The 17,314-nt window shown below is 54.7% G+C and carries 13 protein-coding genes; 1 reads left to right on the top strand and 12 read right to left on the bottom strand.

Annotated elements, in window-relative coordinates:
• Nucleotides 1-23: 23 nt before the first annotated feature.
• Nucleotides 24-494: an ATP-independent periplasmic protein-refolding chaperone Spy gene (gene spy, locus ABU190_RS10955; protein WP_041851629.1), complete on the bottom strand. Its 471-nt coding sequence runs from the start codon at nt 492-494 to the stop codon at nt 24-26.
• 446 nt (nt 495-940) lie between these two features.
• Nucleotides 941-1,714, bottom strand: a complete 774-nt coding sequence (locus tag ABU190_RS10950) for an FkbM family methyltransferase (protein WP_079496486.1) — start codon at nt 1,712-1,714, stop codon at nt 941-943.
• A 207-nt stretch (nt 1,715-1,921) separates the two neighbouring features.
• Between ABU190_RS10950 and ABU190_RS10945 the strand changes: the two genes are divergently transcribed.
• On the top strand, nt 1,922-3,961 hold the full coding sequence (locus ABU190_RS10945; RefSeq protein ID WP_354691303.1) for a glycosyltransferase family 9 protein: 2,040 nt from the start codon (nt 1,922-1,924) through the stop codon (nt 3,959-3,961).
• A 79-nt stretch (nt 3,962-4,040) separates the two neighbouring features.
• On the opposite strand, the gene astE is transcribed toward ABU190_RS10945, so the two are convergent.
• From astE to hutH, 10 genes are all read right to left on the bottom strand, one after another.
• Complete coding sequence (gene astE, locus ABU190_RS10940; RefSeq protein WP_354691302.1) at nt 4,041-5,006, bottom strand: succinylglutamate desuccinylase; 966 nt, start codon at nt 5,004-5,006, stop codon at nt 4,041-4,043.
• Nucleotides 5,007-5,017: 11 nt separating this feature from the next.
• Nucleotides 5,018-6,343, bottom strand: a complete 1,326-nt coding sequence (gene astB / locus ABU190_RS10935; RefSeq protein ID WP_354691301.1) for an N-succinylarginine dihydrolase — start codon at nt 6,341-6,343, stop codon at nt 5,018-5,020.
• Nucleotides 6,340-7,818, bottom strand: a complete 1,479-nt coding sequence (astD, locus tag ABU190_RS10930; RefSeq protein ID WP_354691300.1) for a succinylglutamate-semialdehyde dehydrogenase — start codon at nt 7,816-7,818, stop codon at nt 6,340-6,342. The genes astB and astD overlap by 4 nt, the downstream gene beginning before the upstream one ends.
• Nucleotides 7,815-8,849, bottom strand: a complete 1,035-nt coding sequence (gene astA / locus ABU190_RS10925) for an arginine N-succinyltransferase (protein WP_108701108.1) — start codon at nt 8,847-8,849, stop codon at nt 7,815-7,817. Before astA ends, astD begins: the two co-directional genes overlap by 4 nt.
• On the bottom strand, nt 8,846-10,066 hold the full coding sequence (locus ABU190_RS10920; protein WP_354691299.1) for an aspartate aminotransferase family protein: 1,221 nt from the start codon (nt 10,064-10,066) through the stop codon (nt 8,846-8,848). Before ABU190_RS10920 ends, astA begins: the two co-directional genes overlap by 4 nt.
• Nucleotides 10,067-10,467: 401 nt before the next feature.
• On the bottom strand, nt 10,468-11,553 hold the full coding sequence (locus ABU190_RS10915; protein WP_354691298.1) for an iron-containing alcohol dehydrogenase family protein: 1,086 nt from the start codon (nt 11,551-11,553) through the stop codon (nt 10,468-10,470).
• Between the two features lie 40 nt (nt 11,554-11,593).
• Nucleotides 11,594-12,742, bottom strand: coding sequence for an alpha-hydroxy acid oxidase (locus tag ABU190_RS10910; protein WP_354691297.1), 1,149 nt, complete (start codon nt 12,740-12,742; stop codon nt 11,594-11,596).
• Nucleotides 12,739-13,905: a histidinol-phosphate transaminase gene (gene hisC, locus ABU190_RS10905; protein ID WP_354691296.1), complete on the bottom strand. Its 1,167-nt coding sequence runs from the start codon at nt 13,903-13,905 to the stop codon at nt 12,739-12,741. Before hisC ends, ABU190_RS10910 begins: the two co-directional genes overlap by 4 nt.
• A 56-nt stretch (nt 13,906-13,961) precedes the next feature.
• Nucleotides 13,962-15,644 carry a urocanate hydratase gene (hutU, locus tag ABU190_RS10900; protein ID WP_354691295.1) on the bottom strand — a complete coding sequence of 561 codons (1,683 nt, stop codon included), beginning with the start codon at nt 15,642-15,644 and terminating at the stop codon, nt 13,962-13,964.
• Nucleotides 15,645-15,686: 42 nt separating this feature from the next.
• A complete protein-coding gene (gene hutH, locus ABU190_RS10895) occupies nt 15,687-17,237 on the bottom strand; it encodes a histidine ammonia-lyase (RefSeq protein WP_354691294.1) in 1,551 nt (516 codons plus the stop codon).
• Nucleotides 17,238-17,314 lie beyond the last annotated feature (77 nt).

Here is a 17,314-nt window from a genome sequence, read left to right as displayed (position 1 = left end):
CTTGATGAGGGTTGCTGAATCAATTATTCAGCAGGTTGAGGCATTTTACCTTCTGGCGCCGGACGTTCTGTCAGACGCTTCTCAAAATTGGCATTAAACTGTTTTTTCTGTTCCGGCGTCAGAACATTGTAGATTTTGTTCTGTGTTTCCAGATGTGCCAGCATGTGCGCTTTACGCTGCTCATCCATCTTCGCGATTTGCGCTTCTGCTTTCGCTTTATCGAAGGTGTCACTGGCAATAATGTTGTGCATATCGCGGCGTTCTTGCAGCATTTGCTCATACTCGCCTTTCCTGATGTCACGGATCTGCTGTTTCTGCGCATCCGTCAGGTTCAGGCCTTTGAACATCATGTCATGATGAGGTCCGCGTGGGCCTTTATGATGCATTGCCGGGCCGCCATCAGCCGGAGCGGTCGTGGTATCGGCAGCATGCGCCAGGTTAGCAGCGCCAAGAGCCAGGGTAGAGGCAACAAACAGAGCGGTGAGTTTACGCATAATATTATTCCTTACTATTCATGTTTTCTTGCGGCGTATGCCGTGTTGACGATATTCACTTTAGACTGTTATTCGTCAATAAATCAGAGCATCAGTAAAACAATGAAAGTGTAAAAAACATTTTTACAGCAATTATGGAGAGAATATGGATAAACGGAGGAGAGTGGCAAACCAAATATAACAGCAGGGAGTTTTACAGGTAATAATGGAGATTATATAGTGCTGGTGAATAATAACAAGCCAATGCAACAGGAATAATCTGCAATTCACTCAGTGCGTGCGCTTACGGCCGTGGCAGGTAGATAGCCTGGTTATGCAGAGACAGTGGCATGACGTGAAGTAAACAATGCACTCTTTTGCTGATCTGGCGTCAGCGCCATCTTGCAACAAAAGAGTGCGATTCTAATAGCATCAATTCATAACGAGGGCATTAAAAATTGACCTGATTATAAATGGATAACTTCAAGGTTATTGATATCCATACCATAAGCAGCGATCTTTTCACTACTCAGGCAAATAATATCGTATTGGCCGTAACGAGAAATAATATATTCATCAGAGATACCTTTGACCTTATCAAAGATTTCTTTGAGATCTGATTTTTGAACTTCGATTTGCAGGACCGGCATTGATTTACGGAAAGTTTCGACCGCACCATCAAGGACTTTATTCTCCATCCCTTCTACGTCGATTTTAACAAAGCATACATTTTCAAAATTAAAATCGTCGATACGAACTTGTTTAACGAATTCGTTTGAAATACCACGTTGCTGTTGCAGTTTTTCTTTCTGGCTGTTACCAAACTCGATGCTACCGAAGTTCATTTCTTTCGTATAATCAAAGCGAGGAATAGGAATCGGAGTGTTATCATTACCGACACAGGCATGATGTACAAACAAATTCTGATAACCGTTAAGTACAGCGGAACCGCACACCATATAAGAAATGATGCGTTGTGCTTCAAAAGCATGAACCACACCGCCTTTACCCTGCAAAAACGAGGCGCAGCTTAATGCATATGAACCAAAGTTTGCGCCAATATCCAGCATGACGCTCTTTTCCGGTGCCAGATTGCAGATATGTTGCGCAATGTCGATTTGAAGAATATCAGGCCCGCCGCAGGTTTTAATCAACGAATTGGTTTGGTTGACGTCGTAGCGGTTAACCAGCATTTGACCATGTACTGTGGGAATCGAAATCGTAAAAGGAATAGCCATCATGCCCTCTGTTGCTATTGATTTGCCATATGTTTTAGTATGATACCTGACCAGAGTCTAACGCCCGCGCGAACCAGCAATGGGTCTAACATGATAAAAAAAGCGTGTCTAATCGTCTGTTAGAAACATAGGGTGAATGTTACGATCAAAATTTAATAGAATGATGGCAAAATCAGACGTGTCAGGGATGGCTCATTGAGGATCGAGAAGATGAAGTTCCATTTTTATATCGAAACGAGCCCATCTGCGTTCAGTATGCAGGCAAGTGATATTTCGCAAACAATAAAAAAGACTGATGAACATGTATTTATTTTAAGACAGGCACTGGATTACAAGGACGAATTTAAAGAAAAAAGCAATGTCACCATTATCAATATCACTTATGCAAACTTTCCAGATGTCGTAAAAGACATCCTGTATGGTATTAGTCAAAAATCAATCCCTTCTGTCTATCTGCATTTTGGTACCGGCCATGCAGAAGATATTGGCACGATCCTGAGCAAATCGCGCCATCCTGCGAATAAAACGCATTTACGAATTTATGAAGATGATCCTCTCTCTATTATAACGCGTAATACGTTACTTGCATTGCCTGCGGCGCAACGTCAAAATGCCATCGGTACTTATGCGCAGCACTTGCAAGATAAAATATACACAACAAATGAAAACCTGATATCAAGCAGAGGGTGGAATTCTGTCGTCACTTATTCTTTTGGGAAAATTTACGATACCAAATACTACTCATGCGACAAGACTCAGCTCACTGAAGATGGGTTATCCATATCTCCATTAGAAACCGACCCAAATTTAAAAACTGTACTCTTTACTTTCCCTGAAATCGAAACAGCACGCGAATTCGTTGATAGCAATACGTTATTAATTATCTTTAAAAATGATTACTCCGTTCGCGATTGCCAGGCAAATGTCGATAACATCATTAGCGAATTCCGCGCAAATCCACTCAACAGTAATATTAATAAACTCCTCGTGTGGGGTGGTAGAAAAAGCGTCATTTATCCGGACGATTTACAGGTTTTAAATCTGCCAAACACGATACCTCTCGTCTTCCTTGATAGATGCAATGTCCTGCCAGGGAAGATGGCCGGGGAATTATGTACTGAGATGTTTTTGATGAACGGGAATGAAGTTATTTTGACATTGCCGCGCATGGAAGAGACACCTTTAGAACAACTTACCGGTAAATTCGCCTGTTTTGCCAATACCAAAAGCCTTGAGCTTATTGATAACGATGCGCTTTTATCGCCTGATAATCTGCGTATTTTTCGTTGCGCAGCCTCGATGGGTGACGTTGTTTTTGCATTGGGTGCCTTAACTGCGCTCAAAGCGCAAACGACAGAAAAATTTGTGCTCATTGCCAATAAGCTTTATGAGGATATGGCGTCAGCCTGTCCGGCAGTTGACTACTTCTGGCCAATGAATTCGGTTACAGAGGGGAAAAGCAAGCTCATTGAAAAAGTGGGCATGCGCGATAAGATTCACATTCTCGATAAATGGGAGCAGATTCTGGCGCCCAAACATATGTCTTTGGCCTTTCTGGATGAGTTTGGAAGTCAGTGGCGAGAAAGCGATTTACAGCCGAAGCTCGATTTAAGCCATCTCGATACCACCCGTGTCGACGCCTTCATAAAAGAACATAACCTTAACCCGGCCAAAACGGTGCTGGTGCATCCGAACATTGGTGCGCCAAATCGTACCTGGACCGAAGAGGGCTGGAATGCCGTAACCGATCATATGGTCGCTTCGGGATGGCAGGTGGTTATCATTGGCAGCGACAAGCACAATAGCCACAAACGTGCTCTGATGACCATTACCAATCCGCACGCGATTTCCGCCGTCAATGCGTTTTCAATTATGGAAACGATCTATTTTATGCGCCATTGCGCGCTATTAATCGCCTGTGACTCCGGTCCGGTTGCCCTTGCAGGCATGACCTCGATCGGCATCATTTCTATTTACTCGCAAATTGAGGCGAAAAACCGTTTACCGTTCAGGAATGGCGCTCAGGGTTGGAATGCATTAGGTATTGATGTTGCCTGTCCGGCTTACGGTCCTTGCGGCAGACTGGTGAGCACAAATCCCAAAGAGACAACCGGGGTGTCCTTTGCTGAATGGTGTCCAAAAGACAAAACCTATGAGTGCATGCGCGGCCTGTCAGGAGAGACCATGGTCTACCTGATTAACCACTTCCTGCAATCTGATGACTATATTCCGCAGGTGGCTAACGCCTGACGGATCATTGCAAAGCACTTCGCAATAAAAAACGCGCCCGACGTGATGTCCGGGCGCGTTTTTCTTGATAGCGACTTTCCTAACTGATGCGCTCCAGCATCAATCCCGCGCGAAGCCCCACCGCGACCTTTGGATTAGGAAAGAGCACATATTCCTGATCGCGCTGGACAACGTAACGCTCGCCGCGATCTTCTGCCAGCAACGTTCCCGCCGCAAATGGGGTAAAATTGAGCGTATCGTCCGACATATAAAGCACGAACTCTTCACTGCGCCGTGTTAACTGCTGCACCACACGATAGCGTATCGGTGCGGTTTCCGCTTCGGGCACCACGTCGCCGGCAAGCAACGCCGCCAGCGCCCAGCGGGTACGTTCGAACTGGCTCAGATCATTTTCACCAAAAGGTAGCGCTTTACCAAGCTCCAGCGTACAGGAATGGGCCTGAAACTGTTCGCAGGTGTAATGGGTAAAGGTTCCTGCCGGTGACTGATGGAAGACCAGCGCTTCCAGCCCGGCATCGCCCAGCCATTTGAGAAAAATTTCATCCCAGGGTTCTGCACGCGCAGGCAGTACACCAAAACGTACATGATACGAACCACGGATCGCCGTGTGCAGGTCAAGGTGCCAGCGATCTTCATCGTCCTCAGCGTAAAAATGGGTGACGGCCCGTTCCAGTTGTGCGGCGCGAATCGTCTCATCACTGGCCGGAAAACCTTGCCAGCGCGCGCCAAACATGCGGTTAAGGTCGCTGCGCAAAAAACGTTTATTCTTTCCCAGCGCCTGCGGGTTACCGATAATGATCAGCAAGCGCCAGCTTAACGTCAGCGTCCCGTTCAGGAGCTGTTTTAACAGTCCATCCAGCATCTCCACTGGCGCGGTTTCATTGCCGTGAATCGCGCAGGAAAGCACCAGAGAGCGCTTTACTGGCTTTGGGGGCACTAACTCCAGAACGCCCTGTTCATGCCATAACCAGTGGATCGCACCAGCCTCCCCCACCGTCCTGCGGGGCATTTCACCTGACAGCGTCATTGCGAGAAAATTGTCCATACGGCCTCCTGTCACTGCTGGAAGGGATAAACGGAACCTAATCTCAACATTTGCGTCAACGTATCCAGTGCTTCCCGGCTCTCCCGTAATAGCATCGGATCAGCCAGATCGGCCTGCGTTAACCTGTCACGATAATAACGCTCAATCCACTCATTTAGTGCGCGGAACAGCACATCATTCATCATCACTGCCGGATTTACCGCACGCGCCTCTTCGTCCGTCAGGACGACGCGCAGGCGCAAACAGGCCGGGCCGCCGCCATTAGACATACTTTCGCGCAGATCAAACACCTTGATCTCGCTGATGGGGTTGTCTTGCTCCAGCAGCGTGGTCAAATAGCGCCAGACGCCCGGATGCTCACGGGATTCCTGAGGCAATATGAGCACCATGCTGCCATCTTCGCGGCTCAGCAACTGACTGTTAAACAGATACGTTTGTACCGCATCGCTGACGGATACCTCAGCGTCGGGCACCTCCAGCGCCATAAACCCCGGCACCCGCGCACGCAACTGGCTAAACAACGCCTGTTGATGCAAGAACGCCTGCTCATGGCAGAAAAGCACCTGTCGGTTTGATACCGCGATAACATCATTATGGAACACGCCCTGATCGATAACATCAGGATTTTGCTGGGCGAAGATAACCTGTCGTGGGCAGACCTGATTAAGCCGCGCGACCGCCTGGCTGGCTTCCAGCGTCTGGCGGGCGGGATAGCGCCCTGGTGCGGCGTTGCTGCCCTCTTCACGGCCATAAACAAACAACTGAACACCCGGCTCGCCGTAGTCGCCCCCAAGACGATTATGGTTAGCCGCCCCTTCATCGCCAAACATGGCCACCTGCGGCAATGCGGGATGCACGGCAAACTTACGCTCATCGCGGAAGATGGCTTTTAGTACCGCTTCGGTGGTCGGCGCTTCGATGGCCCGGTGAAATTTGTTATTGAGGTTAGCCACCGTCAGATGCACCCGCCCGTCGAGCGCATCGGCAGAGGGGCAGACCGTTGCCGCATTCGCCACCCACATGGATGATGCAGAGCTGACGGCAGAAAGCAGATGCGGTGAATGCGCAGCGGCTTTTTCCACCACCTGCTCATCACTTCCGCTAAAACCCAACTGGCGCAGGACCGGGATGTTCGGCCTCTCCTGCGGTGGGATCACGGCCTGCACAAAACCGGCATCCGCCAGCGCTTTCATCTTTAACAGCCCCTGCTTTGCCGCAAGCTTCGGGTTAGAAACCTGGTGACGGTGTTTCGTCGACGCCTCGTTACCGAACGACAGTCCGGCATAATGGTGCGTCAGGCCCACCAGACCATCAAAATTGACTTCCCGCGCTTTCATCGCCTCTCCTCCCGGCTGAAATCAAGCCCCGGACTGAGCGATTGCGGCAAGGCCAGCTCTGCCGATTCAAGGCTCGCCATAGGCCAGGCGCAGTAATCGGCGGCATACCAGGCGCTGGCGCGATGGTTACCCGAGGCACCCACTCCACCAAATGGCGCGGTGCTCGCGGCGCCGGTGAGCGGTTTGTTCCAGTTGACAATCCCGGCCCGCGCCTCCAGCAGCAACTGGTCGAACTGTTCACGGTCCGGCGAAATCAAACCACAGGCCAGCCCGTAACGCGTATTGTTTGCCAGCGTGATGGCCTCGTCAAAGTCGTCATACCGCCAGACACAGAGCAACGGCCCAAAGACCTCTTCATCCGGCACATTCTGCGCCTCCGACATCTCAACAATGCCAGGGCTCAGTAGTGAGGTGCCGGGATGCAGCAGACGAGGTTCAAGCAAGGTTTTACCGCCACGTTCGACGTGGCCCTGCCAGGCCTGCCAGACATGCTGTGCCGCTTGTTCCGAAATCAGCCCGCCAAAGAAGGGCTGTGGATCCGCATCCCAGGCCGCAGGTGTCAGCCGGGAGGAGACCTCCACCAGACGGCGCAAAAACGCATCCCCCGCTTCACCCCGTTTAACCAGCAGACGACGTGCGCAGGTACAGCGCTGTCCTGCGGTGATAAACGCCGATTGGAGGGTCAGATGGACGGCTGCGTCAAGATCCGCCGGGTCTTCAACAATCAGCGGATTGTTGCCACCCATCTCAAGGGCCAGGATCTTCTCCGGCTGCCCGGCAAGCTGACGATGCAACTGGAAACCAGTATTGGCGCTGCCGGTAAAAAGCAGACCGTCAATGCCTTCCTGGGCACTTAGCGCCTGGCCGGTCTCCCGTCCCCCCTGCACCAGGTTCAGCACGCCCGGCGGTAACCCGGCCTCTTCCCACAGTTTTACCACCGCCTCGCCGGTCCACGGCGTCAGCTCGCTGGGTTTGAAAATCAGGGTATTGCCCGCCAGCAGGGCCGGAATAATATGCCCGTTGGGGAGATGGCCTGGGAAATTGTAAGGGCCAAACACCGCCAGAACGCCATGTGGGCGATGGCGTAGCGTGGCTGCACCGTCCGGCATCTCTGTGTGCTGAGTGCCGGTCCGCGTGTGATACGCTTTTACCGAAATGGCGGCTTTATTGATCATCGCCGTGATTTCCGTGGTCGCTTCCCAGCGCGGCTTCCCCGTTTCACGGGCGATAATCTCAGTTAATGTGGCTTTGTTGGCTTCCAGCAACCCGGCGAATTTTTCAACAATCGCCTGACGCTGGCTAAACGCCAGTTTTGCCCAGCCCGGAAACGCGGCGCGTGCCGCTTCGCAGGCTAAACCGACCTGAGAAGCATCGGCATCATTACCCTGCCACAGCGTTTCGTTACTGACCGGGTTCGTTTTGATGCGTCGGGCACCCAGCCCCGCAATCCACTCACCGTTAATCCATTGAGTCATGATTTTTTATCCTCTGCGCACAGGCGTACCAGGCGCACTTTGTCGCCCGGATGACATTTAAGAGCATCAAGTTGTGCCGCGCTCAGCACCAGCCGTTCCGTTGCCGGGTCGGCATAGATAAGCATGGATCTGAATTGATGATATTGCTCGTTGGCTACCATGCAGGCAGGCCATTCCCCAGGCACAGGCTCTCCTTGTACCACCTCCACCAGTCGGCTTTTACGGATTGCGCGAACGCGATCAATGTCGCACTCAAGGGTTGGCCCGCCGTCGAAAATGTCGACATAGTTGCAGTAGCGGAAACCTTCTTTCTCGAGTACCGCGCGGGCTGGCGCGGTTTGTGGGTGTACCTGACCAATCACCGCTTGCGCCTCAGGCGAGAGAAAATCGGTGTAGATGGGGTGCTTCGGCATCAGTTCGGCGATAAACGCCTTCTGCCCGGTACCGCACAGGTAATCCGCACGGGCAAATTCCATTGAAAAGAAGCGCTTGCCAAGACTCTCCCAGAACGGTGAATAACCGGTCTCATCGATGACCCCGCGCATCTCGGCCACCACTTTTTCGTTAAAGCGATCGCGGAACGCGGCCATAAACATAAAACGCGATTTAGAAAGCAGATAACCATTGCCCTCTTTGCGCCACGCCGGGTCGAGAAATAGGGTGCAAAGTTCGCTACTGCCCGTATGGTCATTGCTGAGGAACAGCGTGGGGAGCGCATTATAAACGTTAAGCTCTTTTGAGGCATGGACCAGCGTGCCGACGCGGTAGTTATACCAGGGGTCGTTAAGGCCCACGGCGACCTCAATGGCGCAGATCCCGGCCACTTCGCCGGTCTCTACGACTTCAAGGACAAACACATACCCCTGTTCGCTTTTCGCCAGTTCCCCGCGCCAGGTTTTCAGGGCGCGCTCGATGCGCGCAGAGAGCGTGGCTTCGTCCGCAGGCAACGAGGTCAATCCGCCGCCTGTTTTTCCAGCCAGCGCCATCAACGCCGGAAGATCGTCGTGCTCAACAGGACGAATCACCATCATGATGGACACCCCGCAAGGAATTTATCGCAGGCGATACCAAAGCGTGCCAGCCCGCGAGAGACTTCATCTTCGCTAATATTGAGCGCAGGCGCGAAACGCAACACATTTGCCCCGGCAATCAGCACCATGACGCCTTCAGTGGCGGCCAGTTGCGAAATCTGTTTCGCTTTTCCGGCGTATTCAGCGTTGAGTTCGCAGCCAATCAATAGCCCCAGACCGCGAATGTCACGGAACAGGCCGCAGCGCGCATTAATGGCCTGCAACTGTTCGTTAAACCACTGGTGGCGCTGTTTGACGCCATCCAGCGTCTGGCGGGTGTTCACAATATCCAGTACCGCACCGGCAACCGCAGAGGCAAGCGGGTTACCGCCGTAGGTCGTACCGTGGGTGCCAACGGTCATCACGCGGGCATATTTCTCACGAGCCAGCATCGCCGCTACCGGGAAACCGCCGCCCAGCGCTTTGGCGGTGGTCAGCACGTCAGGCGTTACGCCATAGTGCATATAGGCATAAAGTTCGCCGGTACGCCCGACGCCCGTTTGTACCTCATCGAAAATCAGCAGCGCATTATGGCGATCGCACAGCTCACGCAGCCCCTGTAAGAACGCGGTGCTGGCCGGCACCACGCCGCCCTCACCCTGCATCGGCTCGACAATCACCGCACAGGTATCGTCATTGATAAGCGCACTGGCCGCCGCCAGGTCGTTGTACGGGGCATGGGCGATATCCGGGGGTAAAGGGGCAAAATCCTGCGAGTAGGCAGGCTGACCGCCTGCACTTACGGTAAACAGCGTGCGGCCATGGAAAGCGTTTTTGAACGCCACAATGCCGGTTTTCTTGCCGCCATAGGTATCGTGAGCATATTTGCGCGCCAGTTTCAGCGCCGCTTCATTGGCTTCTGCCCCGGAGTTACAGAAAAAGACTTTCTCAGCAAACGTGGCGTCGATTAAGCGTTTTGCCAGGCGTAATACCGGCTCATTGGTGTAACCGTTTCCGGTATGCCAGAAGCGCGAAGCCTGCTCGCTCAACGCTTTGCATAATGCGGGATGGGCATGGCCCAGCGCATTAACGGCAATGCCGCCTGCAAAGTCGATGTACTCTTTATCGTTTTGATCCCAAAGGCGCGAACCCTCGCCACGGACCGGAATGAAAGGCGCTGGCGCGTACACAGGCATCATCCATTCATCAAAGTTCTCACGCGTAATTGACTGTGACATAGCGACCTCATCCGGTAAATAATTGGTTGAATATATGTTAAAAAATATGAGTATTTACGCTGTAAATGTATATTGCACAGGGCGTGCCAGCCAGCTATCAAAATGCATAAACGCGGCCCGACAACGAAATATCAATAAGTTAAAACCTGTCGCTATTCACTTAAATTGCATAAAAAGTGAATAATATTAGATGAAGTCTGGATGGCGGAGGGAAAATCAGAAAGATTATGCAGCGATAAAATATAATTCTGGATCTGTGATCGTCTGCGAAATTTATCGGTAAATCCTGCGACAATTTGGGGCATCATGCACTGCCATGGGGCAATTATCCTGTTCAACAGAACAAAAAAGCTGGCTTCGTTGCCAGCTTTTTGAGTGCGATGACGTAACAGGTTCTTGAATCAAAGTTGCTCTGCCATCGCTTCGACGCGCGCAATCGCCTGGTAGAGCGCCTGTGCGGTAACGTTATCCGGCATATTTTTCATATCCGGGGCATGCAATGACATTTGCACAATTTGCTCAAGCTCACCGGTATCAAGCGCGGCAATATCACTCAGGCGCAGCGGTACCGCGCAGGCATGCGCCAGACGTACCGCCTCAAGTAATTCGTCATCGCTACGATTTTCCAGCGCCAGCAGACACAGGTTGCCAAAGCCCACCAGGAGCCCATGACCAAATTCGCGGGTTTTATCACAGACCGTAAAGCCTTCATAAATCGCATGGGCGGCGGCGGCATGCGCACCGCTGCTCATCAGCGATGTCAGTCCGGCAAACATAAATATGGCATCCAGCACCTGTTCCAGCGCGGCGTTGGGTTTGCCTGCCCGCACGGCGTCGCAGGCGGCAGGTCCGTGGGCCTTAATAAGGTCATAACAGATACGGCTGTTGGCACTGGAAGCCTGCGCGACGCCGCTGTGGTTCTGATGCCGCACGCTGATAGCACGGAATTCGTACCATTTTGCCAGCGTGTCGCCAAGGCCCGCCGCCAGCCAGCGCAGCGGCGCGGTGGCCAGAATTTCGCTGTCGATAATAACCGCAGCGGGCGCCTGCGCTAAGGGGAAAAGATCGCGAAAATGACCATTGGCGTGATAACGAATGGTCAATGGCGTCACGGCCGCACAGGTCGCTGCGATGGTGGGAATGGTAACAATCGGCACATGCGTCTGTACCGCAACGGCTTTACTGGTATCAAGTGCTTTGCCGCCGCCGACGCCTATCACCAGATCCGCCCCTGTCACCTCGACCTGATGGGCCAGGCGCTGGATATTCTCTTCGCTGCACACGCCGCCAAACCACTCCATGCCCACCAGTTCGACCGCAGAGGCCGCCAGTTGATGGCGAATCTGTGTGTCCACCGCTGCCAGCCCGGCATGCCCGCCAATGACCAGGGCGCGTTTGCCCAACGCGGCGCACACCCCGCCAAGGCGGTTGATAACGCCTGCGCCACGTAAAATTTGCGCCGGGAAGATGATATTCAGTGCCTGCATAATTGACTCTCCGTGATAAACAAACCAGCCCCCTTCTCTGTCAGGATTGAGGACGCAGCAAATGTGGCCCTAACCGGGCAATAGACGTACATCCCAACTGTGCCAGGGTGCGGTCAACTTCCTGCAAAATCAGCGCCAGAGCCTGCTTCGCCCCGGCCTCACCGTCAGCGGCCACGCCATAGAGCATTGGCCGCCCGAGTAACACCCCGTTTGCCCCCAGCGCCAGTGCTTTCACCACGTCAGTACCACGGCGAAAACCGCTGTCGATAAGGATTGTGGCCTCCGTCCCGCAGCGGCGGCGAATCTCGGGTAGCACCTCCATGGCGCTCACTGAACCATCCAGTTGCCGTCCACCGTGGTTAGACAACACAATGCCATCGGCGCCTGTGGCAAAAGCACGGGTTGCGTCATCCGGCGCGAGAATACCTTTCACCAGCAACGGCCCCGACCACTGGCTGCGGATCCACGCCAGTGTCTCCCAGGTCAGACGCGTATCCATTTGCCCGGCAAAATAACTGGCGCCCCCGGCGCCCCGCTGTTTATCCGCCGGGACATAAGGCGTTAAATTACCAAACCCCGGTACCCCCGCAGGCCGGATGGTGCGCCACACCCAGGCCGGATGTAACGCGATATCAAACAAACTGGAGAGGGAGAGCTTCATCGGGCGGCGGTAATTGCGTTTATCTTTTTCACGATTGCCGAAATGTACCGCATCAACGGAGACCACCAGCGTGGTGCAGCCTGCCGCTTTTGCACGGGCAAGTAGCCCCAGGGTGACCGTGCGGTCTTTAAGTACATAGAGCTGAAACCAGTGCTGGGGCAGATTTTCAGCGGCGATATCCTCAATCGCTGCGGTCGAGACGGTGCTCTGGATATAGCCAATCCCGGCATCTCTGGCGGCACGCGCGAGCATCGCATCGGCACCATAGCGTAACATGCCGTTATAACCGGTAGGGGCAATCAGCAGCGGCGCCGCCAGTTTCTGCCCACAAAGGGTGACCGAGAGATCGCGTTCGCTCGCCTCGTTGAGTACCGGGGGAATAAAACGCCAGCGGGCAAAGACACTGCGGTTATCGCGCAACGTTTGCTCGTCATCCGCGCCCCCTTCCAGATAACTAAAAGCAAAACGCGGTAGCGCCCGTCTGGCGCGATGGCGCAGTTCTTCGATATTCAGCGCAGGTCGTTTCACGCCGCCCCCAGCGCGAGGATCGCTTTCAGGGCGTCGATAAACTGCTGATTATCCTCTTCGTTGCCAATCGACACCCGGATCCACTGCTCATAGCCTGGCTCCCGCCACGGCTTGATGATAACGCCATAGCGCAACAACTGCTGCGCCATCTCGCCGCTGGGCCGTCCACAGTCAAAGAAGAGGAAATTGGCATGTGAGGGCGCCACGTAAAACCCCAGCCGTGTAAGCTCTGCGGCCATGCGCTCCCGCTGCCCGCGCACCAGCGCAACGCTCGCTTTCACATGCGCCTGGTCGCCTATCGCCGCCACCGCTGCCGCCTGCGCCGCGCGGTTAATATTAAAGGGCGTACGCACGCGGTTAAGCAGATTGACCAGTTCAGGGTGACTGGCTAAGCCATAGCCCACACGCAGTCCCGCCAGGCCATAAGCCTTCGAAAAGGTCCGCAGCACGATCCACGGGCGCGGCTGCGCCGCCAGCACCGCCAGGCTGTCGGGATAATCCGGGTCGTCCTGACAATATTCGAAATAGGCTTCATCAATGACCAGCACACACTCCTGTGGCGCGGCGGCAATGACGCGGGCAAAACCGTCTTTGCCGAGCATGCATCCCACGGGGTTTGACGGATTGCTGAAAATGACCATTTTCGCGGGCGTGGAGAGCGCCAGTTCCCAGGCCGTAACGTCAAACTGCTGACGTTGATCCACCCCGACCAGGGTCACATCTGCCCCCATCATGCGCGGGAAAATCTCGTGCAGGCCAAAGGAAGGTATCAGCGTGACAACGCGGTCGCCAGGGTTAAGAAAAGCCAGCGCCAGCATATGCAGGATATCTTCTGAACCATTGCCGGTGACAATCTTGTCGGCACTCACACCGGTATAGTTCGCCAGCGCATCACGCAATTGGGCGCTGGCGGCATCGGAATAGACCGCGCTAAAACCGGCATCCTTCTGTAAGGCCGATACCACCTGCGGGCTGGCGCCTGACGGGTTTTCATTACTGGCCAGTTTGGCAATATGCGTTACGCCATATTGCTGTCGTACCGCCTCTGCCGACAGCCCGGCGTTATACAGCCCCAGGCTGCGTGCCGTAGGGCGGGCAAGGTTGTTGAGCGTCTGGTGTTGTAAAGCAAAACGCGGGTCGGAAACTGCAACATCTGAAGCCATTACTCCCCCTTCGGGAAAAGCCGGATAACCGAGAACGGCCTGTCCGGCATTCATCATCAGATCATAGGTAAATTCAGGTGGTTACGCTGCGCGCAGGCTTTTGCCTGTTCATAGCCCGCGTCCGCGTGGCGCATAACACCGGTGGCCGGGTCATTCCACAGCACGCGCGCCAGCCGCTCATCCGCCTCTTCGCTGCCATCACAGACGATGACCATCCCGGCGTGCTGAGAGAAGCCCATCCCCACACCGCCGCCGTGGTGCAGGCTGACCCAGGTCGCGCCCCCGGCGGTATTGAGCAGCGCATTGAGTAGCGGCCAGTCGGAAACCGCATCGGAACCGTCTTTCATCGCTTCCGTTTCACGGTTTGGCGACGCCACAGAGCCGGTATCCAGATGGTCACGGCCAATGACAATCGGCGCTTTTAATTCACCATTGCGCACCATTTCGTTAAAGGCCAGACCAGCAAGATGGCGTTCCCCCAGGCCAAGCCAGCAGATACGTGCAGGCAGCCCCTGGAACGCAATGCGCTCGCGCGCCATATCCAGCCAGTTAATGAGATTGGCGTTATCCGGGAAGAGCTCTTTCAGTTTGGCGTCGGTCTTGTAGATATCCTCCGGGTCGCCGGAGAGCGCTACCCAACGGAAGGGGCCTTTACCCTCGCAGAAGAGCGGACGAATATAAGCAGGAACGAATCCTGGGAAATCAAAGGCATTGGTCACCCCTTCCTCTTTGGCAACCTGGCGAATATTGTTGCCGTAATCGACGGTCGGGATCCCCATCGCGTGGAAATCGAGCATCGCCTGCACGTGTTTCGCCATGGAGGCGCGGGCCGCTTTCACCACCGACTGCGGGTCGGACTGGCGCGCCTGCTGCCATTTTTCCAGGCTCCACCCCTCCGGCAGATAACCGTTGAGTGGATCATGCGCCGAGGTCTGATCGGTGACGATATCCGGGCGCAAACCGCCTGCTTTCGCCCGTGCCGCCAGTTGGGGCATCAGTTCGGCGGCGTTACCCAGCAGGCCAACGGAGATGGCTTTATTCTCGGCGCAGGCTTTTTCAATCATCGTCAGAGCCTCGTCGAGGCTGTTGGTTTTGTAGTCGAGATAGCGCGTACGCAGACGGAAATCGATGCGCGATTCCTGGCACTCAATCGCCAGCACGCACGCGCCCGCCAGTACCCCCGCCAGCGGCTGTGCGCCGCCCATACCGCCCAGCCCGGCGGTTAAAATCCACTTACCGCGCAGGCTGCCGTTGTAATGCTGGCGACCCGCTTCGGCGAAGGTTTCGTAGGTGCCCTGCACAATGCCCTGCGCACCAATGTATATCCATGAACCGGCGGTCATCTGGCCGTACATCATCAGACCGGCTTTATCCAGTTCATGAAAATGTTCCCAGTGCGCCCAGTGGGGGACGATGTTGGAGTTGGCAATCAACACGCGCGGGGCGTTGGTGTGGGTGCGAAAAACACCGACCGGTTTCCCCGACTGTACCAGCAGCGTTTCGTCTTCCCGCAGCTTGCGCAGGCTCTCAAGGATCGCCTCAAAGGCGGACCAGTTGCGGGCCGCTTTGCCGATACCGCCATATACCACCAGATCTTCCGGGCGCTCGGCGACATCCGGATCGAGGTTGTTCTGAATCATGCGGTAGGCCGCTTCGATCAGCCAGTTCTGGCAGCTCAGTTCGCTCCCCTGGGGAGCACGGACAACGCGGGCTTCGGCATTTTTGTGTGGCGCATTCATGTTCATTTCCTTCTCTAAATTTGAATTTTTTGCACAGCGTTATCAGGCGAAGCTTGGTAACAGCGCTTCAATTTCTGCGGGCCAGTGTTCGCGGGAGGCCCACAGACGCATCATCTCGACGTCCGGTGACATCAGGCGGTCCTTTTCAAGGAACGCAACGTTCTGGCGGATCGCCTGCATTTCGTTTTCCAGGGTATTTGAGCTTTGCAGCGGACGATGGAAATCCACCCCTTGCGCGGCGGCCATGGCTTCAATGCCAACCACTACGCTGGTGTTAAAACACATATCCCCCAGGCGACGCGCGGCGTAGGTCGCCATTGAGACATGGTCTTCCTGATTGGCTGAGGTAGGCAGGCTATCGACGCTTCCCGGATGGGCCAGCGATTTGTTTTCTGAGGCCAGCGCGGCGGCGGTGACCTGGGCAATCATAAAGCCGGAGTTCACGCCGCCGTCGCGTACCAGGAACGGCGGCAAGCCGGATAATCCCGTATCCAGCAACAGCGCCATACGGCGCTCCGATATCGCCCCGATCTCCGCCACTGCCAGCGCGATAATGTCAGCGGCGAAGGCGACCGGTTCAGCGTGGAAATTGCCGCCGGAAATCACGTCGCCGTTTTCCGCAAACACCAGTGGATTATCGGACGCAGCATTGGCTTCAATGCGCAAAATGCGGGCGGCGTGATGTAAGTTATCAAGGCACGCCCCCATCACCTGCGGCACACAGCGGATGGAGTACGGATCCTGTACGCGGCCACAGGCCGCATGAGAGGTCACAATCTCGCTCCCGGCAAGGATTTTGCTCAACGCTGCCGCCACGGCAATCTGCCCTTGCTGTCCGCGGGCTTCATGAATACGCGGGTCCAGCGGTTTAACCGAACCTTTAATGGCTTCCAGCGACAGTGCGCCAGCCACCAGCCCGGCGGAAAAGACGCGTTCTGCTTCAAACAGTCCCGACAGCGCGAGGGAGGTCGACACCTGGGTACCGTTAAGCAGCGCCAGCCCCTCTTTCGGCCCGAGTTCGAACGGGCGTATCCCCGCGCTTGCCAGACCTTCCACCGCAGACACGGTGTTGCCCTGTACCGTCACCGTGCCTTCGCCAATCAGCATCAGAGACAGATGCGCCAGTGGGGCTAAATCGCCGGAGGCGCCCACCGAACCTTTTTCGGGAATGCAGGGATAGACCCCGGCATTGAAGAGGGTTATCAGGGCGTCAATGACTTCAATGCGAATGCCGGAATGGCCGCGTGACAGGCTGAGGATTTTGGTTGCCATCACCAGGCGCACGATGTTATCCGCCAGATATTTACCCGTCCCCACGCTGTGCGACAGCACCAGATTGCGCTGTAATTCCGCCAGGCGCTCGGCCGGAATGCGGGTTTGCGCCAGCTTGCCGAACCCGGTATTGATGCCGTACACCACTTCCCCCGATGCCACAATACGGGTGACCGTCTCCTGAGAGGCCAGCACATCGGCACGGGCCTCTTCCGCCAGCGCGAGATGAACATTGCCCTGATAAATCTGGCGCAGCACAGGCAGATCAACATGACCAGGCTGCAGGCGGCAAAGGGTGAAATCGGTGGATGAAGGAGCCATAATCTATTCCTGTATATACAAGTAGAGCTGAAAATATACCCGGTCAGGACTCGGCCCACCGGGTGCTTACGCACAAC

Source organism: Phytobacter sp. RSE-02 (assembly GCF_040578655.1).
GTDB classification, from domain to species: domain Bacteria; phylum Pseudomonadota; class Gammaproteobacteria; order Enterobacterales; family Enterobacteriaceae; genus Phytobacter; species Phytobacter diazotrophicus.
Note: the sequence above shows the minus strand (reverse complement) of the source record. Positions and strands in the feature narration are given on the sequence as shown.